The sequence below is a fragment of the Pseudomonas fluorescens group sp. PF-69 genome, assembly GCF_054481235.1.
The window spans coordinates 1,681,595-1,707,634 of record NZ_JBTMNC010000001.1 but is presented as its reverse complement, the minus strand read 5'-3'; the positions used below and the strand labels follow the sequence as shown (position 1 = coordinate 1,707,634).

Here is a 26,040-nt window from a genome sequence, read left to right as displayed (position 1 = left end):
ACCAAACACATCCCACATCACCAAACATCAAGTTTTTTTCAAAGGCACTGACCATGTCGAAACGACCACTAACACTGACAACATTTATCCATGAAGACTTGAAGGATTACGACACAGACCGCCTCTATCAAGATCACTTTGACTGGATACTGGATGAAATTGCACGAATTTCGGGCCGAACTCTGGACATGGTCTTCGTGCCCCCTACAGACGCTAAGGTGATCGGCGCTTATGAATATAAAAAGGAGGATGAAGGCGAGTCACTACAAGGCTTGCTTTATCGAATCAGGTCGTACAAACGCCAAATGCGGGCAAACCACAACCGGATTTACGACGACAACACTGACAAGTTCCTGCTATTAACACGCGACGACATTAACAACCGAGCCCTAGGAGTTGCTAACTTACCAGGACAATTGGCAATCGCGTCGATTTCAGAAAAAACAACCGTCGCCCACGAAATAGGCCACATGTTCAATGCGAACCATGAAGACTTCGACGAAAATATTACGACTTACTACGGGCCGCACCATTCCATTATGGATCCTTACGCTCGACCCAACGCGTTCGCCTTTAGCAAAAAAAACCGGGAAAATATTGTTAATTACCTCAATCAGTTCGACTGAAGTTGAACGACGCCCTCTTCGGTGGATCAAGGCCAACTCGATTGGCCTTGATCCTTTTACCCTCAAGAAGCCGTACCCGCCGCTCCCCCTTCCAGCTTGCGCCACAACAACCGCACATTCGCCTTGCGCACCAGCGCGCAGCGATACAGACGAATTTCCAGTGGCACATGCCATTGCGGACCGCCGCAGACCACCAGTTCACCGCGTGCCAGTTCGGCGCGCACACTCAGTTGCGGCACCCAGGCGATGCCCAGTCCCTCCAGCGCCATGCTTTTGAGGCTGTCGGCCATGGCGGTTTCGTAGATGGTGGTGAAGCGCAACGCTCGCTGGCGTAACAGCATATTCACCGAGCGGCCGAGAAACGCACCGGCGCTGTAGGCCAGTAACGGCACACTGCCCTCGCCTTCCAGATCGAACAGCGGCTTGCCCTCTGCATCCGCCGCGCAAACCGGGAGCATCTCGGTATGGCCCAGGTGTAGCGAAGGGAAAATTTCCGGGTCCATCTGCATGGCCGCATCCGGGTCGTAGAACGCCAGCATCAAGTCGCAGCCGCCTTCCCGCAAGGCATGCACCGCATCGCCAACGTTGGTTGCCACCAACCGTGTGGCGATGTTCAGGCCTTCGTTGCGCAGTTGGGCGATCCAGCGCGGAAAGAACCCCAGCGCCAGCGAGTGAGCGGCAGCGACCTGCATCACTTCCCCCTGCCCGCCTTCCAGATGATGCAAATGACGCAACACCTCACCGAGTTGCTCGACCACGGTCCGTGCGGTGACGAGGAACAACTGCCCCGCCGCCGTCAGCTCCACCGGTGTGCGCGAGCGGTTGACCAGCGTCAGCCCCAGCGCGGCCTCCAGGCTGCGGATCCGCCGACTGAACGCCGGCTGGGTCACGAAACGCCGTTCCGCCGCCTGGGAGAAGCTGCGGGTGGCAGCCAGAGCACTGAAGTCCTCCAGCCATTTGCTTTCCAGATTCATCACGTCCTCCCGGACACGCACCAATTTAGGTCACACGCTCGCCGCACACACGGCGTCACACAGGCATTATGCCGAATGTGCATAGGCCAGTGTTTAACAGCATTGGCCCAAATTTCTCCACAAGCCTAGCATTTGCGGTGTTCCGGCACAGACCGGGTCCATATCGAGATGATTTCTATCATGTCCTCCGCTGCATCTTTCCGCACAGAAAAAGACCTGCTTGGCGTACTCGAAGTACCGGCTCAAGCGTATTACGGCATCCAGACCCTGCGAGCGGTGAACAACTTCCGTCTCTCCGGCGTTCCGATTTCGCACTACCCGAAGCTGGTTATCGGCCTGGCCATGGTCAAACAAGCCGCCGCTGACGCCAACCGTGAATTGGGTCACCTCAGTGAAGCCAAGCACGCAGCCATCAGCGAAGCCTGTGCACGTCTGATCCGCGGCGATTTCCACGAAGAGTTCGTGGTGGACATGATTCAAGGCGGCGCTGGCACTTCGACCAACATGAACGCCAACGAAGTGATCGCCAACATCGCACTGGAGGCCATGGGTCACCAGAAAGGCGAATATCAGTACCTGCACCCGAACAACGACGTGAACATGGCGCAATCGACCAACGACGCTTACCCGACGGCTATCCGCCTGGGTCTGCTGTTGGGTCACGATGCGCTGCTGGCCAGCCTCGACAGCCTGATTCAGTCGTTTGCCGCCAAAGGTGAAGAATTCAATCACGTCCTGAAGATGGGCCGTACCCAGCTGCAAGACGCCGTGCCGATGACCCTCGGCCAGGAATTCCGCGCTTTCGCCACTACCCTGGGCGAAGACCTGGCACGCCTGAAAACGCTGGCACCTGAACTGCTGACCGAAGTGAACCTGGGCGGCACCGCGATCGGCACCGGCATCAACGCCGACCCGCGCTACCAGCACCTGGCCGTTCAGCGCCTGGCAACCATCAGCGGTCATCCGCTGGTACCGGCAGCCGACCTGATCGAAGCCACTTCCGACATGGGCGCCTTCGTGCTGTTCTCCGGCATGCTCAAGCGTACCGCGGTCAAGCTGTCGAAGATCTGCAACGACTTGCGCCTGCTGTCCAGCGGTCCACGCACCGGCATCAACGAAATCAACCTGCCAGCGCGTCAGCCGGGCAGCTCGATCATGCCAGGCAAGGTCAACCCGGTTATCCCGGAAGCCGTTAACCAGGTCGCGTTCCAGATCATCGGTAACGACCTGGCGCTGACCATCGCGGCCGAAGGCGGCCAGTTGCAACTGAACGTGATGGAGCCGCTGATCGCGTTCAAGATCTTCGACTCGATCCGCCTGCTGCAACGCGCCATGGACATGCTGCGCGAACACTGCATCGTCGGCATCACCGCCAACGAAGAGCGCTGCCGTGAACTGGTCGAACACTCGATCGGCCTGGTCACCGCACTGAACCCGTACATCGGCTATGAAAACGCCACCCGCATCGCCCGCATCGCACTTGAAAGCGGCCGCGGCGTGCTGGAACTGGTGCGCGAAGAAGGCTTGCTCGACGACGCCATGCTCGCCGACATCCTGCGCCCGGAAAACATGATTGCTCCGCGTCTGGTTCCGCTTAAAGCCTGATCCGACGCATTACCTGTAGCACCGCTCACCAGGTCGAGGGACTAGACACCTCTCACCTTTTGAGGGCTTGGAGATCAGTCTCCAGGCCCTTTTTTTTACTTTCTTGCAGGAGACGGGCTTCGCCTTCAACGGCCCAGGCCGAACCCCATGACGAACCTGCAACGCAACGCTGATGGGTAGATGACGGGCGCATACTCTGCGTCCGTCAGTTAAAGTTCGAAAAACTGTGGAGGCGAACAAGCTCACTCCCACAGGCACTCTTGCTCCCGGAGAATCCCCATGAATTCCTCGAACTACCCTGCCGCCCAGCACGTCATGGTGCTCTACACCGGTGGCACCATCGGCATGCAAGCCAGCGCCCATGGTCTGGCCCCGGCCTCCGGTTTCGAAGCGCGCATGCGCGAGTACCTGCACAGCCAACCGGAACTGATGGTGCCGCAATGGCGCTTTCGCGAGATGTCGCCCCTGATCGACAGCGCCAACATGACCCCGGCCTACTGGCAGCAACTGCGTGAAGCCGTGGTCGACGCCGTTGACGTGCAAGGCTGCGACAGCGTGCTGATCCTTCACGGCACCGACACCCTGGCCTACAGCGCTGCGGCGATGAGCTTCCAGTTGCTCGGCCTGCAGGCCCGCGTGTGCTTCACCGGTTCAATGCTGCCGGCCGGCGTCACTGACAGCGATGCCTGGGAAAACCTCAGCGGCGCGCTGGTTGCCTTGGGCCAAGGCCTGGCACCGGGTGTGCACCTGTACTTCCATGGTGAGCTGTTGGCACCGACCCGCTGCGCGAAAGTACGCAGTTTCGGTCGGCATCCCTTCAAGCGTCTGGAACGTCAGGGCGGCGGCGTGAAAGCGCCTTCGATTGCGCCGCAGTTGAACTACAACCAACCCAGGCAACTGGCGAACGTCGCGGTACTGCCACTGTTCCCCGGCATCGGCGCCGAGGTACTGGACGGCTTGCTCGCCAGCGGCATTCAAGGCCTGGTGCTGGAGTGCTACGGCAGCGGTACCGGACCGAGCGACAACCCCGGGTTCCTCGCCAGCCTCGGGCGAGCGCGGGACAAAGGCGTGGTGGTGGTCGCGGTCACGCAGTGCCATGAGGGTGGCGTCGAGCTGGATGTATACGAGGCCGGCAGTCGCTTGCGCGGCGTCGGCGTGTTGTCCGGCGGCGGCATGACCCGTGAAGCGGCATTCGGCAAATTGCACGGGTTGTTGGGGGCGGGGCTGGAAACGGGCGAAGTCCGTCAACTTGTAGAACTCGACCTCTGTGGCGAACTGGTCTGAGGCAAACGGGACTGGCTTGCAACCTTGCAAGCCTTCCTTTGTGTCGCCGTCAGGAAGGCTTGCCCTGTCGCTTGAGTCTATAGATGGAAAAACACCTGTTTGGCCATCATCGGGCTAATCTCGCCGCGCCATATGCTGGTCACTGAGAGGCCTGCGGCCTGTTGATCCTTCTGAAATTTCAGACCCAGGCGACGCTGCGCGGTCGTTTTCAGATGGGCCTTGGTAAAGGAATCTGGCGCAGCCACCTTTGTCCGGTAGTGAAAATGTGCGTACCACAGCCCAGTGTTGTTGGCGGTGTCGCGAATCTCGTATTCCTGCAAAAAATCAGTGTCTTTATCCGTAGCGAGGGCGATTCGCTCGCCGACCTTACGGATGCTTATCTCTTCTTTCCCCAACAGATACTCCACCGCTCCCGCAGTCGGGTTCCGCGACTTGTACATTTCAATGCGTGTTTGTTGTGCCAGCTTCCGAAGACGCGTGGCGGTATCCCTCAACTTATCGACGACCGCCTTCAGAGACTCCTCACCCGCCGGCCGGGTCAATTGCTCAATATTGTCGGCTGCGGCTTGATACGGGTCAGCCTGATCCATAATGAGACTCTCCACATCGGCCGGCGAATGAGTAGTTTTGGACATCCGCCTGGCGTCAGCCACCTTCCCGTCGTATCCGGCCAATAGCTCTCGCGCATCTTTCTCCAGTTTCTTGAGCTTCCTTTTGGCCCGGACACTAAGCCCTGCGCCTCCCAGCAGCCGTAGGCGGAAATCGAAGCTCCAGCGACCCTGCTCGTCGCTTTTCAACCAGGGTCCCCTGCGCGACGCAACCCGCGGATCAGTGATCACGACCCCATCCAATGCGGGTGACACCCGAAACCAGTTATCTTCGACGCAGGCATACCAGTAGCCGCCCTGCTTATATAGCCCGCGAAACTCGCCGGATTTGACCAACGATTCTCCGCGCAGCGGTCCCGAGAGCTTGAATGAGTCGAGATCGGCCAGCTGCCGAGCTGACAACTGGCCTCGCGCACTGCTCCAGCCATAAGAAAGCTTCGGCTCCCCCCCGAAAGGGCCGACAGGCTGCCTGTCGATTTTGTTGTCGAGCGGGATGCGTTGATCGAGCGCGGTTTCACCGACAACGCCGGACGCTTCGGTGCGCGCAATAGCAGGCACGGGCGAACCCGAATGCACCAGTATCAAGGCCAGGTCCATCAACACATCGGCCGCTGCTTCCAATCGATTCTCGGCTTTTTCGTGTTTAACAAACCCTTCAATGCTTTTGGTGAGTTGGACCAAAAGGCTGATAGTTGCCAACGGGCCGTCCAACAGAGGTTGTAGCAAGTTGAACAATACCCACCCGAAGTCCTTTAGTTGATCCAAACGGGCCTCTGAGTTCGATACGGAATCACCTTTGGCCTGCTCGATCAGCGCTTGGGCGCAAGACCGGTAGAGCTCGCTGAACACGTCAACTGCCAGCGGCCGGCTGGCGAGCGAAACGCTTTGCGACTGGAGCGCGTCGTAGTCACCGATGACTACCCGTCCCACATGGGGCTCCACGAAGCCGCCGTTGTCATAGACATCGCGAACCGAGGGTGCCAGCCCGGCAAGCACGCTGCGCTGCAATGATCCATTCTCCTGAATGGCGCTCAACAGAGCTGCCCACGAAGCAAACTCAAGCATTGGCTTGTCCCAGGCAGGCCGGTAAAGAATATGTGGCCCGCGTCCAAGCTCCTGCGGGCCAATCACAAACATGTTCAAGACGTAGTCAGCTCTGGTGTCGGTTCCAATCTGGAATCCCAGCGGTCTGACCACCATGGCATGTTCCTCCACCTGGCGATCGACAGTTTCCGGTTGCAGGGCGGCGACAACCTGGCGATAAGCCAGATCCGACAGGCGATTGCGGATTTTCAGCTCCAGCGCCAACAGCGGCAGCTGAATGCGCATGCTCGCGCGAAACTGTTGTCGCCGCTGGCTGCGCTCAAGAGGGTCGTCCAGCAATTTGCGCTGCAACATGTCGGGATAACGCTGGCCGATGTCGGCAAGAGTGGTCAGTTCCCTCAGGTAGTCATAGGTCAGCCAAAGCGGTGGTTCGCCCTTGAGATAATGAATCTGCGATAGAACCTGGGGCAAGGCGCCGATATTTTTCACCGCCAATTGCACAAATGTCGAACGGGTGGTCTGGTAGTGAGGCTCGGGGAATGGCGGGAATAAGATTTCTATCGGCGTGTTCACCAATCGATGCAGCGTCACCTCGATACCGCCCACATTGATATCCTTTCGGGTCGGATCGTCCTCGACCATGAGCGCCTTCAATACCTTCTCGGCATATTCATGAATCGGGGCAATGTCCGACAGGAATGAGGTACCGGTTCTATTCCGGGCTGCCAGCAAGGCCAGCAGCTTGCTGTAAGCACCACGCTCCGCCGGATACGCTTGCTTGAGCCATGACGGCAAAAAGCCCTCAAGGGTCGACAACCTGGTTTCATGATCTGAACGAAAGGCACCGAACAACATCGTCGGGCTACCGAGCTGCTCCAACCGTCGCTCAAGGCTCGGCAAGTCGACGAAGGCCGCGGGCTTGATCGCCGCAATAACCTGCAGCTGACGCTCGAGAAGGCTCAGGGTCAGCGCCTCGAAAATGTCATGTTCCGCCCAGTAGTTTCTTAGCGACAGGCACCGGCGTGCGCCAAACCATGATTGCCTCATGGCTTCCTCGGATCTGAACACTTCGATTCCGCCGGACAATGTGTAGAGCAACGCAATGGTCCGCCCTTCCACTTTGCGGAGCATCGACAGGACCAGTACATCATCCGGCGCCAGGGTGCTGGCGTCCTCGTACACGAATGTCACGGCAGCCTCGGTCGCCGCATCGCCCTGGACTGTTTCGCGCTGGGTGCTATCGGGGTAATCAAGCACGCTCTTGACCGTCAGAAATAGATCTCCAACAAGTGCCTCCGAGGCTATGGTCAATTGCTTCAGGAACAGGTCGCGAAGTTGTTGCCAGGGACTGCCATCGTCCTCGTTCGATTGGCTCCAGAAAGTTGCCAGTTCATATTGATAGCACGCCAGCAACTGCGGCCCCCACTCGTCGAGCATCTCGCGGATTTCGCTCAAATCGATGTCAATGGCCGGAGGCGTTTCTACGCTGGCGTACCGTGAAAGAAAGCTCTTGTCACTGAATGCTCTGCAACGGCCGTTCCAGTAACTTTCGAGCAAAAGATCCGTCAGTCCATGGCTTTGATAACCGGCAAAGCTTGGCCCTTCCGGGGTTTCACTCCACCGAGGTTCGAGAACGACAGCGGTAGCCACCGGGATATCGAAGCCGGGAAACTGGTCATCAAAGACTTGTTGCAAGGTCCTTCGTGCCGTTTCCCGCAAGGTCGGGCGATCGGCAAACAGGTGCAAAATGCTCAAGGCCTGTGAAACCACCTCGGCGTCCGGACGCAGCGGACAGGAAACGGTTGGGGTAGTGTCTGCAGATGTCATGGTTCAGGTCCATCCTTGGGTACATGAAATGTCGTAAAGACAGCCAACGCACAGGCGCGACAGTCATGACCAAGGTAAGGGGCTTACAGGCATGGGAGGCGTTAACGGGATACTACGTCTGTTACCAATGGTTTCGCCGGACCTGTCGAAACCCTATCGATCAGGCACACAACTTGCTCCCATTCCAGCAACTCAAGAATGGAACATCCCATGCTCCACTCCCACCTCACGACCCTCAATGCCGTCTCGCTGATCCTCAACACCTTCAAGGCCGAAGGCTTGTCCAGTGAAGCGCTATTGGCCGGCAGCGGCATCAGTGCGGCGGATCTGAACCGCGCCGACACGCGCATCACCACCAATCAAGAGATGCAAGTCTGCGCCAACGCTGTCGCACTCAAGCATGACATCGGCCTGGAATTGGGTCGGCGGATGCACGTGTCCTGCTACGGCATTCTCGGTTATGCACTGCTCACCAGTGCCACCTTCGGTGACGCTTTGCGTCTGGCGATGCGTTATCCGGCGCTGCTGGGAACACTTTTCGAACTGAGCCTGGAGGAAGATGGCGAGCGTGTCTGGTTCGTCGCGGCCGACTATCGGGAGAGCCCGGCGATGGCGGTGTTCAACGCCGAGTTCTGCCTGGTTTCGCTGAAGGTCATCTGCGACGACCTGCTCGGTCATCCGCTGCCACTGCTCGCCGCTCGCTTCGAACATGCCGCACCCGACTACGAAGCGACCTATGCCGAACACTTCAACTGCCCGCTGCATTTCGGGGCACGGGACAACGCATTCGCCTTCGACAAGCACTGGCTCGATCAACCCTTGCCCTTGGCCGACGTGATTACCCATCAAGCCATGGCCGAACGCTGCCGCAAGCAGAATACCGAGTTCACCGGACGCCAGGCGTGGCTGGGGCGAATCCGCCAGTTGCTGAGCGCGCAACTGAATGCGGCGCCTGGGCTGGAGGGCCTGGCGGAGCAGATGAACTGTTCGGCGAGAACCCTGCGTCGGCATCTCAAGGACCTGGGCTGCAGCTATCAGGAGTTGCTCGATGAATTGCGCTTCGAGCAGGCCAAGCAAATGCTGTGCGAGGATCAGTTGCCGATCTATCAGATTGCCGAGGCCCTGGGTTTCAGCGAGACCGCGAGCTTTCGCCATGCCTTCGTGCGCTGGAGTGGTGTAGCGCCGAGCCAGTTCCGCCCACATGGATAACCCTGTGGGTGGGGGCAAGCCCGCTTCCACAGCGTCTGCATTCCATGCGCCACGCCAGGGTCTGGCGCATTAAAAAGGGGCGAATTTCGGTCAGTTTTTTTGGCCATATCGATCCCCTTTTGGCCTTTCCTGCCGTTTTCCAAAATCGTCCATGCCGCAAGACTGTGTTCAACCGAATCAGCCTGCGGAGAACAAGAAATGCTGACGATTTACTCGAACGATCACCATCTGCACCACGGCCGTTGTGAATTGATAGATGGGCAACTCAAGCCCTGCTTCGAAATGCCTTCGCGCGCCGACCACGTGTTGGCCCGCGTGCAAAACCAGAGCCTCGGCCCGGTAGCAGCGCCCAAGGATTTCGGCCTCGGCCCCATAGAGCGCATACACAGCCGCGACTACCTCGATTTCTTCAAAGGCGCCTGGGCGCGCTGGACCGAATTCAACACCGACGGCGACCTGCTGCCCTACACCTGGCCGGCCCGCACCCTGCGCCAAATCAAACCGACCAGCCTGCACGGCCAGCTCGGTTACTACAGCTTCGACGGCGGTGCGCCGATCACTGCCGGAACCTGGCAGGCAGCGTACAGTGCAGCGCAAGTGGCATTGACCGCCCAGGCGCAAATCCAGGCTGGCGCACGCAGTGCCTTTGCCTTGTGCCGTCCACCGGGACACCACGCCGCTGGCGACTTGATGGGCGGTTATTGCTACCTCAACAACGCAGCCATCGCCGCCCAGGCCTTCCTCGACCAGGGTCACAAAAAGGTCGCAATCCTTGACGTGGACTACCACCACGGCAACGGCACCCAATCGATTTTCTACGAGCGCAGCGACGTGCTGTTCACCTCGATCCATGGCCATCCGGAAGCCGAGTTCCCGTTTTTCCTCGGCTATGAAGATGAGTTGGGTGAAGGCGCCGGTGAAGGGTTCAACTTCAACTACCCGTTGCCCGCCGGCAGCGGCTGGGACACCTGGAGTGCCGCGCTGGAACAGGCCTGCAAAGAGATCGAAAGCTACGGCGCGGACATCATTGTCGTGTCCCTGGGCGTCGACACCTTCAAGGACGATCCGATTTCGCAATTCAAGCTCGATAGCCCGGACTACCTGGCCATGGGCAAACGCATCGCGGGCCTCGGCAAACCAACGCTGTTCGTGATGGAAGGCGGTTACGCGGTCGAGGAAATCGGCATCAACGCGGTGAACGTCCTTGAAGGTTTTGAAAGCGCTCAGTGAGGAATTAAAACAATGAAAAGACTCAAGCGTTTTATCGTGCCAGCCCTGGGTGCCATGGTGCTCAGCGGTGCCGTGCACGCCGAAGAACGAACGTTGCGCGTCTACAACTGGTTCGACTACATCACCCCCAAAGCCCTGGAAGATTTCAAGGCGCAGAACACCCAGACCAAACTGGTCTACGATATTTTCGACACCAACGAAGCCCTCGAAGCCAAGCTGCTGACCGGTAACTCCGGTTACGACGTGGTGGTGCCGTCCAACGTGTTCCTCGCCAAGCAGATCGAGGCTGGCGTGTTCCAGCCGCTGGACCGCAGCAAGCTGCCAAACTGGAACCATCTCGATCCCAAGCTGATGAAGCTGATCGAAGCCAACGACCCGGGCAACAAATTCGCGGTGCCCTACATGTACGGCACCATCCTGATCGGTTTCAACCCGGCCAAGGTCAAGGCCGCCCTCGGCGATAACGCACCGGTGGACAGCTGGGACCTGATCTTCAAGGAAGAGAACATCAGCAAGCTCAAGCAGTGCGGCGTCGCCCTGCTCGACTCGCCCTCGGAGATCCTGCCGCTGGCCCTGCAACACCTCGGCCTGGACCCCAACAGCAAAAAGCCTGCGGACTACGACAAGGCCGAAGCGCTGTTGATGAAGATCCGCCCGTACATCACCTACTTCCACTCATCGAAGTACATGGCCGATATCGCCAACGGTGACATCTGCGTCGCCGTCGGTTATTCCGGCAGTTTTTCCCAGGCCGCCAACCGTGCCAAGGAAGCCAAGAACGGTGTCGTCGTCGACATGCGCCTGCCCAAAGAAGGCGCGCCGATCTGGTTCGACATGCTCGCCATTCCGAAAGGCGCGAAGAACCCGGATGACGCCTACACCTTCATCAACTACCTGCTGCAGCCCCAGGTGATTGCGCCGGTCAGCGACTTCGTCGGTTACCCGAACCCGAACAAGGACGCCACGGAGATGGTCGACCCGTCGATCCGCAATAACCCGAACCTGTACCCGACCGAAACGGCGATGGGCACGCTCTACACCCTGCAACCGTTGCCGCGTGATGCCGAACGCGCGCGGACCCGGGCCTGGACCAAAATCAAGTCAGGCACCTGACACGCATCGCTTCAACCGCTTACCCGGACCTGCGCGTGCGCAGGTCTTTTTTTGCCCGCGATATTTATATACCGCCTTCATTCACCTGCCCGTCACTACCTTGCACCGGATCGCGCTCCGAACGTCTCGCGATGCCTGCGGCTCCCACAAAGGATGTGACCATGCCCGACGCTACCAACTCTCCCGTATTACCCGGCCTTTCCGCCGACCAGGATGCCCTGCTCACCCAATTGATCACCGGCCCCTCGATCAGGGAAGTCGCCACCCATGCGCTGCAACCGGCCCTGAAAGCGCTGTACCCGAATCTGCAAATCGATCCTCGCCTGGCCATGGTGGTCACGCCCACCTGGGCTCTCCACGAACAGCGCGTCGAACCCGGGCCACGGCACTTCGAATCGCTGACCGATGCACTGGTGCGCCATGGCGTAGCAGGCACGCCAGTGGTCTACCTCGATGGCGAGCATTACCTCACGCTGCACCCCTTGAAACAGACACCGGCACAACTGCCGGTCAGCATCGACGCCATCGGGCGCCTGCTCAATGAGTTGGCGCCGCTGCTGTTCCTGGCGTTTCAAGAACAGCAGGTCGATTACTGGAATCAGTTCACTCGCCCGTCGACTCCACGCTGGCAGGAACTGTCCAAATCCTTGCACGATCTGTGGAACATCGAGGCCAACCCGGACTGGGACACCGACCAACACGCCATGGCCGGCAAACTGTTCGCCTACCCCGATAAAAACGCACGCCGTTCCCATGACCCCTATCAGTCACGCGCCTGCCTGATCGACCTGGACGCCACGAGCGGTGCCGACTCGACTCACCTCAACATCCTCGACATGGCGGTGCTGATCGGAACGCTGGGGACCCGAACCCTGATAATCACTCACACCATCACCCGTGGCTTCCAGACGTTTGACTCCCTGCATGAACTGGGTGCGTGGTTGCTGGAGGATAGCGATGGGCAAGTACCGGGCAACGTCCTGCATTGGCGCCTGATCGAACCCCAGGGCAATTATTTCGACCGCCTGGCGTGCAACCTCATCGCCCTGCAAGCCAACGCAATCGGTGCACTGGCCAACGAACCCGTCGCGAGCAATCCGGACCTGGCGCCCCACGTCAGCCATACGACCAGCGAGTTCGACCCGAAGGACAAGCAGTCATCCTCGCGATTCAATCGGGTCGAGCAATCGCTGCCAGACTGGATGGCCGACGCATCATCCGGCGATCTCACTGCTTACAGTCGGCATCTGATGGATCTGGTGACGGTGCGCAATCAGAACGCCGGGAAGTCCTTCCAGGACGGGGTCAAGCCGATCCGCGAGTTTGCACTGGATCAACTGCGCGAGGGCATGCTCAAAGATCATGCCGATGCGGCAGGACTGAACCTGGCGGACATCGAGGTCGTGGTCGACAGCGTGGTGGTCTGGGGCAGCTTTGTGCCGATGGTGGAGCCCGAGCGCACGACCCTGAGCCTGCTCGACCTCGCGCTGCAAAACCTGATTGCCCTGCCTCAGGGCAACAAATCCGTGCGCAGTTCCAGCGCCGCCGCGCTGCCGCAATGGATGACGGTGAGCTACCTGGAGGCGCTGATCACTCGCATCGACATCGGCCAGAGCTACCCGGCGCTGATCAAAAGCAAGCTGCTCGTCGATCCCGTCGACAGCCTGCGACGGCAGAACCTGTTCACCAGTCATTTGCGCGTCGAGTTGCCGCTGCTGGCCTTGCAGCTGAAGATTCGCAGGCGGAACGGCATCGATGAAACCGGTTATCGCTATGTCGCTGCCGTGGTCCAGGTGCTCGACGCCAATCGCTGGGTGGATGGCCAGGAGATCGTGATTCGCCCACTGGCCTTCACGCCAGGCTGGCGTATCGGGGGAGCCACTGATGAAGTGACCAACATGTTCGTGATCGGGCCCCGGCAGATGGACAAGGGGCCATGCCTGCTTTACCGGCCAATGCTTGAGCAACCGTTGAGCCAGTACCCGACGCCGGCCAACCTGATCTACGCCATCAAACACTCGCCGACGCTGCGCCAATCCGTACTCGCCTGGCTGCCGGACAACACCCGCGCCAACTACGCCAACTATGCGTTCACGGGCGACCGACCTTCGGTCTGGAGCATTTCGCAATTGCTGGCCGACCCGCTGACCTCCCTGCAAATGAGCGGCCCAATGTCCCTTGGTCAGCGGGTCCTCAGCGGCGATTACCTGGCCACCCTGTACAAGGCCAACGTCAATGCACTGGTTGAATTGGCTCAACGGCAATCGCTGTCCAATGCGCAATATCGCTGGGCGACGTTCAAGCGCGTGGCCTGGATGCTGCTCAATGCCGCACTGCCCTTTCTCGGTCGAACCGTCGGGACGGCCGCGTGGATCTGGCAAGTACTGGATGACTTGCAGCAAACCCTCGACGCGGCCGACGGCGGCGACCAACAGCAACAGAAATCAGCCATGACCGATCTGTTGCTGACCCTGGCCATGGTGCTTGCCCATCAGGCCAGTACGCGTAATCCCCCCGTGCGCAGGCTCCAGGAAAAGCCGATGGCAGCAGCGATCGAGCCCCCGGAAAAACCGGTCCTGAAACCTGTGACCGTCGTGCAATTGCCCGACATCCTCGGCGAGCACCCGCCTGTGCAACATCGCCAGTCCGTAATGACCGATACAGCCCTGGACCTGGTCAAAACCCTGGATCGCTTCGCTATCACGCCACCCGAATCACTCACAGCGCCCGACAGTGGCAATGGCATATTTCGTCACCTCTACCGAAAGGGAAACACCTGTTACGCGCCCGTGGATAAACGCTGGTTCGAAGTCTCCGTCGAGGACACGGGCGAAGTGTCGATCATCGACTCTCGTCAGCAGCCCGTGCGAAGCGGCCCTGCGCTGATCAGCAACCAACGGGGCGAGTGGTTCGTCGATACGCGCCTGCGCCTGCGGGGCGGCGGTCTGTCGAGCCGGCGCAAGGCACTGAAACAGAAAAACCGCGAGCGCATCGCCGAACTCAAAAAGCAATTGGCTGAGTTTGACAAAGAACGCGAACGGGCACGGACAGAGCTGACTGACGCCCACAAAGCCGTGAAAAATTCGGTCGGCGACGAGGTTCTGCTGACTGCACAAACGCAATTCCTCGAGAAGCTCGAGCGCCGCACCCAAGAGTACGCAGCCCCTATCGAACAGCTGAAATCCCTGAACCTGCTCGATACGGTGCCCAACTACCGCACCGCCATGGTCGAGATGCTCGGCACCCAATTGTTCTTCAACCAGACATGGCTCGACCAGCGCAATGCAACCTTCGCTCAAACGCTGACGGAAACCCTGGCGCTGCTGGAAGCAGAAGAAACGGCAGCGGGCACCGGCGACCGCGCCACCTACCGGAAAATGATCGACCTGACCGAGGGCATGATTGGCAAAATCGAGTTTGCCCAGTCCTGTCTCCAGGAGTTGAGCCGACTCGGTAGAAGTGCGGCCGAAGTGGCCAGCACCTACCGGGCAAAATTGCCGACTTTCAGCCTTAACGATCTCAAGGCGCTTCAGGTTTCGCTGGCCCGCGACGTTTGCCTGAAGGAGGGAAACAGCGTTGCGTTGAGGCAGGCCCGCAGCGAATTCACACGCCTGCTCGACACCTCCAACCTGGTTATCCAGACATCGCAGGAACTTATGCTGGAAGGAGGCAGCTGGCTTTCGGGAGAACGCATCGAAGGCCTCAACGGGATGCTCGAGCAGTTTTCAGCCATCGACCAGTCATTCGAAGACTTCGTCCTCAGCCATAAGGAGGCCGTGCTTGAGCAACCGTTCGCGCACGTGCGCACTCGGATCAGTGATTTTCAACGCGAGACTGAGGCCTGTCTGGCGCAATGGCTGCGAGAGCAACGGCTACTGGAACCCAGGCCCGGCCCCTCAAAGCCCGAACCTGCCTCGCGAAAACGGGTGATCAAGACGCGCTTCAAGGGCACGGTTGTGGGCGAAGTACGTCCCTCGGCACCGGGTCAACCGATACTGCTCGACGTCAAAGCACCCATGACCGGCCAAGTGATCGCCACCTTTCACGAAAAGACGCCGGGTGTCTGGGTCGAGCGAGTAAAGCCCAGACGTCACCGCCCGACGGTGCAAGTCCCTGACCTCGACACGCAAATCACCCAAGGCCAGACGCTGCTCGATGGCGTGGAAAGCTTCATTAGGCAAACCGAGGCGAGTGCAAAAAAGCCTGGCCGTATCCCGGTGGAAATCGACGAGTTGTTCCAGCAAAAAGCCGAGCAACTCGACAAAAGCGCCAAGACACTGGAACAAACCCTGACCGGTTCAAATACAACAACCAACGCGACAACGTTGGCTACGCAATTGAGCGCAGCACGCGATCGACTGTACGCCGAGGGCCAGCGGATTCGGGTCGAGATGATCAAACAGCAGCCGCCCACGGCCGCACGTGTCGAATGGCTGTTAAGTAAAAATGAAATCGACATCGCGTCCAGCGGTGGTCGTCGTCGGCTCAAAGGCCCGCGCAAGGATTACCTGCAGGAGTACGAGATCCGCGAGCGTCGTACCGGGCGAACATTGTGGTATGCCCACTTCCATTACGCCGGCCCCGACACGCCCGCCGAGGCGTTTACGGCCGCCCACCTGAAATTACGAGATCAACGGCTGATGGCCGGGGCAATCGATCTGCATTCGGCCTCCAGCCGTCAGGTGATCGCGATCTATCGCAGCGAAATCAGCCCGCCACTGGCCACTTCACTGTTCTTTTCAAAAGCCTCGAACGTCAAAAAGGAAACTGGCGATGACTGAACACCCAGCTCAGCGAGCGCGCCACACCGTGCGTAATCGCTCCAGTGCCGCCTCGATCGATTTCTCGGGCACCGCGGCAAAGCCCAGCACCAGCCCGGCGCGTTGATCGATCGGGGTGGTCGAGTCCGGTAGCCAATAGCTGCTCAAGCCGTTGATCTCGACATCGACGCCTTTGGCCAATTCGATCAGCTCTCGCTCGCGCGCCACGCTATCAACCGGCACAGTCATGTGCAGCCCGGCGGCGACTGTGGGTAACGGGCCGACGCCGGGCATGTCCAGCGGCCAACCGCCCAGCAGCGCATTACGCCGACTCAACGCCGCACGGCGCATCCGGCGGATATGCCGCTGGAAGTGTCCGGACGCCATGAACTCGGCCATCACCGTCTGAGTGCTGACTTCCGAATGACGAACATCCACCGCACGACGCTGGGCAAAGGCTTGCACCAGACCCGCAGGCAACACCAGGTAACCCAGGCGCAACGCGGGAAACGCCACCTTGCCGAACGTGCCGACGTAAAGCACCCGGCCTTGCCGGTCCAATGCCGCCAGGGGGGCCAGCGGTGCGCCGCTGTAGCGGTACTCGCCATCGTAATCATCCTCGATGATCCAGCCCTGCGTGCGCTCGGCCCAGGCCAACAACTCCAGACGACGCGCCAGGCTCATGACCACCCCGGTCGGGTACTGATGCGAGGGCGTGACGTAGGTCAGCCGGCAATCATTGAGCCTGGCCAGCTCACGGCAGTCGATGCCCTCGCTGTCCACGGCGACCCCGTGCAACCGCGCACCCGCCACGGCGAATGCATGACCCGCCGCGCGATACCCCGGATTCTCAATCGCCACGCCGTCGCCCGGCTCCACCAGCAACTGTGCACAAAGGCTGATCCCCTGCTGCGCACCACTGGTGATCACTATTTGCTCAGCCGTGCACTGCATGCCTCGCGAACTGCGCAAGTAAGCTGCAATCAACCCGCGTAATCGGGCGTCGCCTGCCGGGTCGCCGTAACACAACTGCTGCAGATCGGGTTTACGCCAGAAAGCCGCATTCAGCTTGGCCCAGACCTCAAAGGGAAACAGGTCGAACGCCGGAACGCCGACCCGAAATGCTCGCGGCGGACCACTCGGCGGCATCGCCAGATGGTTCTTTTCAACGCGCTCCAACGCATCGCTGTGGATAACTTTGCTGGATGAAACCACAGGTAAATCCAGCCAATTTGTGGATAAGGCTGTGGGTAAGCCTGTTGACAACCCTGTGGATACTTTTGTGGATAGTTTTTTTGCCGGTATTGCGGTTTGCGGCAACTGAGCCACATAGGTCCCGTCTCCGACCCGCCCTTCGATAAATCCTTCGGCATAGAGCTGATCGTAGGCACGCACCACGCTGTTACGGGAAATCGCCAACGCCGCGGCCAGATCACGACTGGCCGGCAGTCGCGTACCGCTGGCCAATCGTCCATCGAGGACGCGAAGGCGCAAAGCCTGATAGAGCTGGCGGCTCAGCCCCTGGCGACGGTCGAGTTCGATACCGGCGGGGTTGAACGACAAGGAAAGCGGCGCGTCCGTCATGGCAATGGACCTATGAAATTGGTCGTTAATGGCTCTTACAACAGACCAATAGCCTGCCTAGGATGCAGGCATTCGCCAAGGAAAATATCCCCATGTACACGCCGCGCGCTTTTGCCATCGACGAGTTGTCCCAACTGCATGAACTGATCCTCGCCACCCGCCTCGCCATATTGGTGACCCAGGGCGAGAGCGGCCTGCAAGCCAGTCACGTGCCGGTGCTGCTGCATTGCGAACAAGGCTCGAACGGCACGTTGTACGGGCATCTGGCCAAAGCCAACCCGCAGTGGAAAGACCTGCGCGACGGTGCCGAAGCCCTGCTGATTTTTGCCGGTGCCGACGCCTACGTCAGCCCCGGCTTCTACCCGAGCAAGGCCGAACACGGCAAAGTCGTGCCAACCTGGAACTACGTCGCGGTACACGCTTATGGCCGAGCCGAAACCTTCAGCGATGGCGGGCGGCTGCTGGACATCGTCAGCACCCTCACCGACCGTCATGAAGCTGGCCGCTCTCAACCGTGGTCAGTGGCCGATGCCCCCGCCGATTACATCGACGGCATGCTCAAGGCCATCGTCGGTTTCGCCATTCCCATCGACCGTCTGGAAGGCAAGCGCAAGCTCAGCCAGAACCGCAGCGCCGCCGACATCGCCGGCGTACGTGAAGGCCTGGCCGCCAGCCCCGAAGTCAACGACCAAACCCTCGCCCAATTGATGCGCTAAGGAATTCGCCATGAGTCAAATCGACATTCGCCCAGTCACCGCCGACGACCACGCCGCGTGGTTGCCTCTATGGCAAGCTTACCTGCGCTTCTACAACACCGAATTGCCGGATGCTGTCACCCAAAGCACCTGGCAGCGCATCCTCGCCACAAACGAACCGACCCACGCCGCGCTGGCCTGGGCTGACGGTCAAGCCGTGGGCATGGTGCATTTCATCTACCATCGTTCAAACTGGAGCATCGAAAATTCCTGCTACCTGCAAGATTTGCTGGTAGTGCCAGAAACCCGCGGCACGGGCGTGGGCCGCCAGTTGATCGAATTCGTCTACACCACAGCCAAGGCCGACGGTTGCTGCAAGGTGCATTGGCTGACCCACGAAACCAACGCCACCGCGATCCAGCTCTACGAGCGCATCGCCGAACGTCCCGGTTTCATCCAGTTTCGCAAAGCCATTTAAGGTTCAAGGAGAACAGCATGTCGATTTCACTCGCGGACTGGAAAGGCGTCCCGGCACCCTCGGTCCAACTCATCGAAGGGCGTTTCATCCGCCTGGAAAAACTCGATCCGGCGCGCCACGGCGACGGTCTGTTCGAAGCCCTGCAAGGCCCGGGCGCCGACCCCAAACTCTGGGACTACTTGCCTTACGGTCCCTTCCCGGAGCGCAGCGCGTTCAACGACTGGCTGAACAACCATGCGGCCAATAGCGACCCGTACTTCTTCAGCGTGATCGATAAAGCCACAGGCGAGGTTCAAGGCATTCTCAGCCTGATGTCGATCGTGCCGGCCCAGGGTCGCATCGAAATCGGCCACGTGACCTTCGGCGCGCCGATGCAACGCTCGCCAAAGAGCACCGAGGCGGTTTACCTGTTGGCCAAGGAATCATTCGCCCTGGGTTACCGGCGCCTGGAATGGAAATGCAACAACGCCAACGCCCGCTCCAAATACGCGGCCGAGCGCCTGGGTTTCAGTTTTGAAGGCGTGTTCCGCCAGCACATGGTGGTCAAGGGACAGAACCGCGATACCGCGTGGTACTCGATCCTCGATTCGGAATGGCCGGCGATTGGAGCCGGGTTCGAGCGCTGGTTGAGCGATGAGAACCAGACAGAATCGGGGCAGGTGAAAACCCTGGCAGAGTGCCGCGGGTAGATCTTCAGCGCCTGGACGGGCGCCTTCGCGGGCAAGCCTCGCTCCTGCAGGGTCTTGCGATGGTCACATTATCGTGGCCAGTCCAAACCTTGTGGGAGCGAGCCCGCCCGCGAATGGCTTCACGCCAGTTTCTGGGCAAGCACAGCAATATGCTCCGGCCCGATCCCGCAGCACCCGCCCAAATGGCTCGCCCCACGCTTGCGCCAATCCGCCGCCCATTGCAGGTAACCTGGCGGATCGAGATCGTCGCGCAATGGGTCCAGCCCATCGTTAGCCGTCGCCTCTTTCGGTTGCGGCGGGAAGGCATTGGCGTACGCGCCGATTTGAATGTTCACCCCCAACCGTTCAAACGCTTCCCGCGCCGCATCAATCGCCGCGCCGATCACTTCCGGCTGGCTGCAGTTGAACAGCAACGTCTCGACGCCCAGCTCAACCGCCACTGCCGCCGCCTCGGCCACTGGCTCGCCAGAACGCAAACGCGGCACTTCGTCGACGTCTTCATCCTTCAAGGTAAACGACAGCCAGAACGGCTTGCCGTCCTTCGGCAGACCGGCGTGTATCGCTCGCGCCTCAACGATCGAGCTCTGGGTTTCCGCCAGCCATAGGTCAACATGCGGCGCGAGCCCCTTCACCAGTGGCGTCAGCAATTCAGTGACACGTTTGGCGTCGAACAGGTCCGGACGATAAGAACCAAACAGCGGAGGCAATGAACCTGCCACGCGCACCGGTTTGCCCGCCGCATCGACTGCTCGCCGCGCCAGCTCACCGGCCAACGCCGCGAGAGCCTGACCTTCAGCGGCGAAACGCTCTTCACCGATATGGAACGGCACCACCGCGTAGCTGTTGCTGGTGATCACATTCGCGCCGCTTTCGATATAAGCCGCGTGAACCGCCTCTACCGCTTGCGGTGCTTCGCTCAAGGCCAGCGCCGACCATTCGGGCTGCCTGAATGGAGCCCCTCGGCGCTGCAACTCGCGGCCCATGCCACCATCCAGAATCACTGTGCTTGCTGCGCCCATATGCTATTCACTCATAAGCTTATGAAAATAACTCACTACCAGAGTCGTTGTTATAACTATTTAATACGCACCAATCGGTTAATAACAATCATTTTTTTATCAGGGATCGACTGTGAAATTCCAACCGCTACTGGCCCTGGGCCTGACGATTCTGGCTGCCTCCACCCAAGCCTTTGGCGGCGCCACGCTGGATCGCATCGAACAAAAGAAAGAACTGGTGGGCGTGTTGATGGAAAGTTATCCACCGTTCTCGTTCCTCAACGACCAGAACCAGCTCGACGGTTTCGACGTCGACGTGGCGAAAGCCGTGGCCGAGAAGCTGGGTGTGAAACTGCGCCTCGAAACCCCGTCCTGGGATGTGATTGCCGCTGGCCGCTGGAGTGGTCGTTACGACATCTGCATCTGCTCCATGACCCCGAGCAAAGCCCGCGCCGAGGTCTTCGACTTCCCGGTCGAGTACTACGCCTCGCCGGCGGTGATCGTGGTGAACGCCAAGGATGAACGCATTCACAATGCCAAGGACCTGAGCGGCAAGAAAGTTGGCCTCACCAGCGCCTCCAGCTACGAAAGCTACCTGAACAAAAACCTGGTGATCGAAGGCGCCGAAGACACGCAATTGCAGTACCCGTTCGAAGACGTGCAGATCGCCCCGTATGACACCGACAACGTCGCCTTCCAGGACCTGGGCCTGGGGGCCGGGGTTCGACTGGACGCGATTCTCACTAACCTGGTGACCGCCCAACCGCGCCTGAACGAAGACAAGCGCTTCAAACTGGCCGGCGACCCGCTGTACTCGGAGCCGAACTCGGTCGCCATTGAAAAGGGTGACGCCCAGTGGGACAGCAAAGTACGTGAAGTCTTCGCCCAGTTGAAACAGGACGGCACATTGAGCAAGCTCTCGCAAAAATGGATCGGCGCCGATATCAGTAAATGACTTCTTTCCAGCAACCTCCCCAGCCACCGCAACCGGTGGCTGAGTCACGACTGCAACGGATCTTCAGTTTCCGCACGCGGCTGTACCTGACCTGGGCGGCCATGCTCGGGTTGTTCACCAGCTTCTTCCTGAGCTTCGACCTGAAGTTCTCAATCATCCTCGACAAACTGCCCAACCTCGTCGGCCTGCACCTGGCGCCCAACGGCTTCCTGCAAGGTGCGGCGCTGACGTTGTTTCTGTGCCTGTGCTCTATCGTCGCCTCATCGCTGCTGGGTTTCATCACCGCCCTGGGCCGGCTGTCGAAAAGCGCCGTGGCGTTCGGCATCGCCAGTTTCTACGCCTCGTTCTTTCGCGGCACACCATTGCTGATACAGATTCTGTTGATCTACCTCGGCCTGCCTCAACTGGGCTTCGTACCGGGCGCCATCGCGGCCGGGATCATCGCCCTGTCGCTGAACTACGGCGCCTACCTGAGCGAAATTTTTCGCGCAGGCATCCTCGGCGTTCCCCATGGCCAACGGGAAGCATCACTGGCCCTGGGCATGCGCGAAACGGTGATTTTCTGGCGCGTCACCCTGCCCCAAGCCATGCGCACCATCATCCCGCCGACCACCAACCAGTTCATCTCCATGCTCAAGGACTCGTCGCTGATCTCGGTGATGGGGGTTTGGGAAGTGATGTTTTTGGCGCAATCCTATGGGCGGTCGAGCTATCGGTACATTGAGATGCTGACGACTGCGGCGGTGATTTACTGGCTGATGTCGATTGGATTGGAATTGATTCAGGCAAGAATGGAGCGGCACTACGGGAAGGCGTATTTGCATAACCGATGAGTTCACTTGAAGTGTGGTGACTTCATAAATACGACTCGGCCAACAACGCAAAAAAAAGGGGAGCACATGCCCCCCCGAGGTTTAAAGCGGTGTATCGAGGCTGTTAACTCAGCCTTCGATCTCGATCAGGATTTCGCCTGGATTCACCCGGTCACCCTTGGCCACGTGAATGACGGTGACCTTACCGGCGATGGCGGCCTGGACTTCGGTTTCCATCTTCATCGCTTCGGTGATCAGCACAGCCTGGCCAGCCTTGACGGTGTCGCCTTCCTTGACCAACACGTCGACGATGTTGCCCGGCATGGTGGTGCTGACGTGGCCCGGCTCAGTCGCTTGTTTGCGCTTGCTGCTGCCGCCGCTGACGAACTCGTTGAGCGGCTCGAACACGACTTCTTCCGGCATGCCATCGATGGACAGGTAGAAGTGACGCTTGCCTTCGGCCTTCACGCCCACACCGGTGATGTCGACGCGGTAAGTTTCGCCATGGACGTCGATGACGAATTCGGTCGGTACGCCTTCGCCGCCCGCCGAGGCCATGCCGCCGGCTTCTGGAATAGGCAACAACACTTCCGGCGTCAAGGTGCCAGCGGCACGCTCTTCAAGGAACTTGCGGCCAATGTCCGGGAACATGGCGAAGGTCAGTACATCCTCTTCAGACTTGGCCAGGGCACCGATGTCGGCACGCAGCTTGGCCATTTCCGGCTTGAGCAGGTCGGCCGGGCGAACGTCGATGACTTCTTCGCTGCCGATGGCCTGGCGACGCAGTTGCTCGTTCACGGTGCCCGGCGCCTTGCCGTAACCGCCTTGCAGATAGAGCTTCACTTCGTTGGTGATGGTCTTGTAACGCTCACCGGCGAGCACGTTGAAGAACGCCTGGGTGCCAACGATCTGCGAGGTCGGGGTCACCAGCGGCGGGAAGCCGAGGTCTTCGCGAACGCGCGGGATTTCAGCCAGCACTTCGCCCATACGGTTCAAAGCGCCCTGCTCTTTCAACTGGTTGGCCAGGTTGGAAATCATCCCGCCCGGAACCTGGTTGACTTGAACACGGGTGTCGACGGCGGTGAATTCGCTTTCGAACTGGTGGTATTTCTTGCGCACGGCGTAGAAGTACAGGCCGATCTCTTGCAGCAGTTCCAGATTCAGGCCGGTGTCGAACTCGGTGCCTCTCAGGGCGGCAACCATCGACTCAGTGCCGGGGTGGCTGGTGCCAGAGGCGAAGCTGGAGATCGCGGTGTCGATGTGGTCGGCGCCGTTTTCGATCGCCTTGAGTTGGCACATCGCGGCCAGACCCGCAGTGTCGTGGGAGTGAATGAATACGGGCAGCGACTGCTCGGATTTCAATGCCTTGACCAATTCGCCAGTGGCATACGGCGTCAGCAGGCCGGCCATGTCCTTGATCGCCACCGAGTCGCAACCCATGGCTTCCATTTGCTTGGCTTGCGCCACGAACGCGTCGATGGTGTGCACCGGGCTGGTGGTGTAGGCGATGGTGCCCTGGGCGTGTTTGCCGGCGGCTTTCACCGCTTCGATGGCCACGCGCAGGTTACGCACGTCGTTCATGGCGTCGAAGATGCGGAATACGTCGATGCCGTTGACCGCCGCCTTGGCCACGAAGGCTTTGACCACGTCGTCGCTGTAGTGGCGGTAGCCCAACAGGTTCTGGCCGCGCAGGAGCATTTGCAGACGGGTGTTAGGCAGCGCGGCGCGCAGCTGGCGCAGACGTTCCCACGGGTCTTCTTTGAGGAAGCGGACGCAGGCGTCGAAAGTCGCGCCGCCCCAGCACTCCAGCGACCAGTAGCCGACTTTGTCGAGCTTGTCGCAGATCGGCAGCATGTCTTCGGTGCGCATGCGCGTGGCGAGCAGCGATTGGTGGGCGTCGCGCAGGATGGTATCGGTTACGTGAATCTTCTTAGTCATTGTTCTATTCCTCACAGGCCTGCGTGGGCGGCGATGGCGGCGGCGATGGCCAGGGCCAGCTCTTCGGGTTTGCGCTTGATCGAGTAGTTGGTCAGTTCAGGGTGGCTTTCAACGAAGCTGGTGTTGAACTGGCCGCTACGGAATTCCGGGTTACGCAGGATTTCCTGGTAGTACGCGGCGGTGGTCTTGACCCCTTGCAGACGCATGTCATCGAGGGCACGCAGGCCACGGTCCAGCGCCTCTTCCCAGGTCAACGCCCACACCACCAGTTTCAGGCACATGGAATCGTAGAACGGCGGAATGGTGTAACCGGTGTAGATCGCCGTGTCGGTCCGCACGCCCGGGCCGCCGGGAGCGTAGTAACGAGTGATCTTGCCGAAGCTCGGCAGGAAGTTGTTTTTCGGGTCTTCGGCGTTGATCCGGAACTGCAGGGCGAAACCACGGTGCTGGATGTCTTCTTGCTTCACCGAAAGCGGCAGCCCGGAGGCGATGCGGATCTGCTCGCGAACAATGTCGATGCCGGTGATTTCTTCGGTGATGGTGTGTTCCACCTGCACCCGGGTGTTCATTTCCATGAAGTACACCTCGCCCTCGGCGAGCAGGAACTCCACAGTGCCGGCGTTCTCGTAGCCCACAGCCTTGGCTGCACGCACCGACAGGTCGCCGATGTAGGCGCGCTGTTCAGGGGTCAGTTGCGGGCTCGGGGCGATCTCGATCAGCTTTTGGTTGCGACGCTGGATCGAGCAATCACGCTCGAACAGGTGCACTACGTTGCCAAAGCTGTCGCCGAGGATCTGCGCTTCGATGTGCTTCGGATTGACGATGCACTTTTCCAAAAACACTTCCGCAGAACCGAAAGCCTTGGTGGCTTCGGAAATGACGCGTGGGAAGGCTTGTTCGAGTTCTTCGCGGCTGTTGCAACGACGAATGCCGCGACCGCCACCACCGGAAGTGGCCTTGAGCATCACCGGGTAACCGATGCGATCGCCTTCAGTCAGAGCCTCTTCGATGCCCGACACGTTGCCTTCGGTGCCTGGCGTCACCGGCACGCCAGCCTTGATCATGCTGCGGCGAGCTTCGGTCTTGTCGCCCATGCGACGAATGACTTCAGCCGATGGACCAATGAATTTGATCCCGCGTTCGGCGCAGATGTCCGCCAATTCGGCGTTTTCCGAAAGGAATCCGTAGCCGGGGTGCAGCGCATCGCAACCGGTTTCCACAGCCAGGTTCACCAGCTTGCGCGGGTTCAGGTAACCGGCCAGCGGCTCGGCACCGATGCTGTGGGCTTCGTCCGCACGCTTCACATGCAGGGCATGGCGGTCGGCGTCGGAATAGATCGCGACCGAGCGAATGCCCATTTCGGCGCAAGCACGCACGATTCGTACGGCAATCTCACCACGGTTGGCGATCAGGATCTTTTTTATCACTTGGAGGTTCCCATGAGCCGGTGGTACCCACGACCTGCTAGACCAGGTCGACGCGTGACCAAATGTTTCAATCTGGTCGCGGCCCCACACTAGCCCTCACAAGGAATTAACAAAAATGAATAATTATTGGGTCATGCATAAGTAAAGACTTATAGTTGAAACATCTGCCGGCGAAGAGAGCGAG

Annotated in this window: 18 protein-coding genes; 12 read left to right on the top strand and 6 right to left on the bottom strand. The window is 59.7% G+C overall.

What is annotated here, in order from left to right:
* The first annotated feature begins 53 nt into the window (after positions 1-53).
* A complete protein-coding gene (locus ACX3YF_RS07745; RefSeq protein WP_458973611.1) occupies positions 54-626 on the top strand; it encodes a M12 family metallo-peptidase in 573 nt (190 codons plus the stop codon).
* 62 nt (positions 627-688) lie between these two features.
* On the opposite strand, the gene ACX3YF_RS07740 is transcribed toward ACX3YF_RS07745, so the two are convergent.
* Entirely contained in the window at positions 689-1,600 is a 912-nt protein-coding gene (locus ACX3YF_RS07740; RefSeq protein WP_130205574.1) for a LysR substrate-binding domain-containing protein, read from the bottom strand.
* 180 nt (positions 1,601-1,780) lie between these two features.
* Here ACX3YF_RS07740 and aspA point away from each other — a divergent pair, with 180 nt between their 5' ends.
* Together aspA and ACX3YF_RS07730 are read left to right on the top strand one after the other, a co-directional pair.
* The gene (gene aspA, locus ACX3YF_RS07735) at positions 1,781-3,205 is read left to right on the top strand and encodes an aspartate ammonia-lyase (RefSeq protein WP_198131667.1); all 1,425 of its coding nucleotides are present in this window, start codon (positions 1,781-1,783) and stop codon (positions 3,203-3,205) included.
* A gap of 279 nt (positions 3,206-3,484) precedes the next feature.
* Positions 3,485-4,489 carry an asparaginase gene (locus tag ACX3YF_RS07730; protein ID WP_448647644.1) on the top strand — a complete coding sequence of 335 codons (1,005 nt, stop codon included), beginning with the start codon at positions 3,485-3,487 and terminating at the stop codon, positions 4,487-4,489.
* Positions 4,490-4,566: 77 nt separating this feature from the next.
* Here the strand turns inward: ACX3YF_RS07730 and ACX3YF_RS07725 are convergent, their stop codons facing one another.
* The gene (locus ACX3YF_RS07725; RefSeq protein WP_458973610.1) at positions 4,567-7,968 is read right to left on the bottom strand and encodes a dermonecrotic toxin domain-containing protein; all 3,402 of its coding nucleotides are present in this window, start codon (positions 7,966-7,968) and stop codon (positions 4,567-4,569) included.
* Positions 7,969-8,178: 210 nt separating this feature from the next.
* Here ACX3YF_RS07725 and ACX3YF_RS07720 point away from each other — a divergent pair, with 210 nt between their 5' ends.
* The 4 genes from ACX3YF_RS07720 to ACX3YF_RS07705 all read left to right on the top strand — a co-directional run bounded on the left by ACX3YF_RS07720 (position 8,179) and on the right by ACX3YF_RS07705 (position 16,301).
* Positions 8,179-9,177: an AraC family transcriptional regulator gene (locus ACX3YF_RS07720; RefSeq protein ID WP_130205566.1), complete on the top strand. Its 999-nt coding sequence runs from the start codon at positions 8,179-8,181 to the stop codon at positions 9,175-9,177.
* Positions 9,178-9,375: 198 nt separating this feature from the next.
* On the top strand, positions 9,376-10,407 hold the full coding sequence (locus tag ACX3YF_RS07715) for a histone deacetylase family protein (RefSeq protein ID WP_130205564.1): 1,032 nt from the start codon (positions 9,376-9,378) through the stop codon (positions 10,405-10,407).
* Positions 10,408-10,419: 12 nt separating this feature from the next.
* Positions 10,420-11,520, top strand: coding sequence for a polyamine ABC transporter substrate-binding protein (locus ACX3YF_RS07710; RefSeq protein WP_130205562.1), 1,101 nt, complete (start codon positions 10,420-10,422; stop codon positions 11,518-11,520).
* 161 nt (positions 11,521-11,681) lie between these two features.
* Complete coding sequence (locus ACX3YF_RS07705; RefSeq protein ID WP_458973609.1) at positions 11,682-16,301, top strand: dermonecrotic toxin domain-containing protein; 4,620 nt, start codon at positions 11,682-11,684, stop codon at positions 16,299-16,301.
* Positions 16,302-16,310: 9 nt separating this feature from the next.
* Here the strand turns inward: ACX3YF_RS07705 and pdxR are convergent, their stop codons facing one another.
* Entirely contained in the window at positions 16,311-17,864 is a 1,554-nt protein-coding gene (pdxR, locus tag ACX3YF_RS07700) for a MocR-like pyridoxine biosynthesis transcription factor PdxR (RefSeq protein ID WP_458973608.1), read from the bottom strand.
* Between the two features lie 92 nt (positions 17,865-17,956).
* Here pdxR and ACX3YF_RS07695 point away from each other — a divergent pair, with 92 nt between their 5' ends.
* Genes ACX3YF_RS07695 through ACX3YF_RS07685 form a run of 3 tightly spaced genes read left to right on the top strand, consistent with a single transcriptional unit; the run spans position 17,957 to position 19,726 of the window.
* Positions 17,957-18,580, top strand: coding sequence for an FMN-binding negative transcriptional regulator (locus ACX3YF_RS07695; RefSeq protein ID WP_130205556.1), 624 nt, complete (start codon positions 17,957-17,959; stop codon positions 18,578-18,580).
* 10 nt (positions 18,581-18,590) lie between these two features.
* On the top strand, positions 18,591-19,037 hold the full coding sequence (locus tag ACX3YF_RS07690; protein ID WP_448647648.1) for a GNAT family N-acetyltransferase: 447 nt from the start codon (positions 18,591-18,593) through the stop codon (positions 19,035-19,037).
* Positions 19,038-19,054: 17 nt separating this feature from the next.
* A complete protein-coding gene (locus tag ACX3YF_RS07685; protein WP_130205554.1) occupies positions 19,055-19,726 on the top strand; it encodes a GNAT family N-acetyltransferase in 672 nt (223 codons plus the stop codon).
* A 119-nt stretch (positions 19,727-19,845) separates the two neighbouring features.
* On the opposite strand, the gene ACX3YF_RS07680 is transcribed toward ACX3YF_RS07685, so the two are convergent.
* Positions 19,846-20,745 (bottom strand): homocysteine S-methyltransferase family protein, encoded by a 900-nt coding sequence (locus ACX3YF_RS07680; protein ID WP_090466316.1) that lies wholly within the window; start codon positions 20,743-20,745, stop codon positions 19,846-19,848.
* Positions 20,746-20,857: 112 nt separating this feature from the next.
* On the opposite strand from ACX3YF_RS07680, the gene ACX3YF_RS07675 reads away from it, so the two are divergent.
* Positions 20,858-21,679 (top strand): ABC transporter substrate-binding protein, encoded by an 822-nt coding sequence (locus ACX3YF_RS07675; protein WP_047535257.1) that lies wholly within the window; start codon positions 20,858-20,860, stop codon positions 21,677-21,679.
* Positions 21,676-22,512 carry an amino acid ABC transporter permease gene (locus tag ACX3YF_RS07670; RefSeq protein ID WP_448647649.1) on the top strand — a complete coding sequence of 279 codons (837 nt, stop codon included), beginning with the start codon at positions 21,676-21,678 and terminating at the stop codon, positions 22,510-22,512. Before ACX3YF_RS07675 ends, ACX3YF_RS07670 begins: the two co-directional genes overlap by 4 nt.
* A gap of 108 nt (positions 22,513-22,620) precedes the next feature.
* Here the strand turns inward: ACX3YF_RS07670 and oadA are convergent, their stop codons facing one another.
* Both oadA and ACX3YF_RS07660 read right to left on the bottom strand, forming a co-directional pair.
* Complete coding sequence (gene oadA, locus ACX3YF_RS07665; RefSeq protein WP_448647650.1) at positions 22,621-24,429, bottom strand: sodium-extruding oxaloacetate decarboxylase subunit alpha; 1,809 nt, start codon at positions 24,427-24,429, stop codon at positions 22,621-22,623.
* Between the two features lie 11 nt (positions 24,430-24,440).
* Positions 24,441-25,856 carry an acetyl-CoA carboxylase biotin carboxylase subunit gene (locus ACX3YF_RS07660; protein WP_103402976.1) on the bottom strand — a complete coding sequence of 472 codons (1,416 nt, stop codon included), beginning with the start codon at positions 25,854-25,856 and terminating at the stop codon, positions 24,441-24,443.
* Between the last annotated feature and the right edge of the window lie 184 nt (positions 25,857-26,040).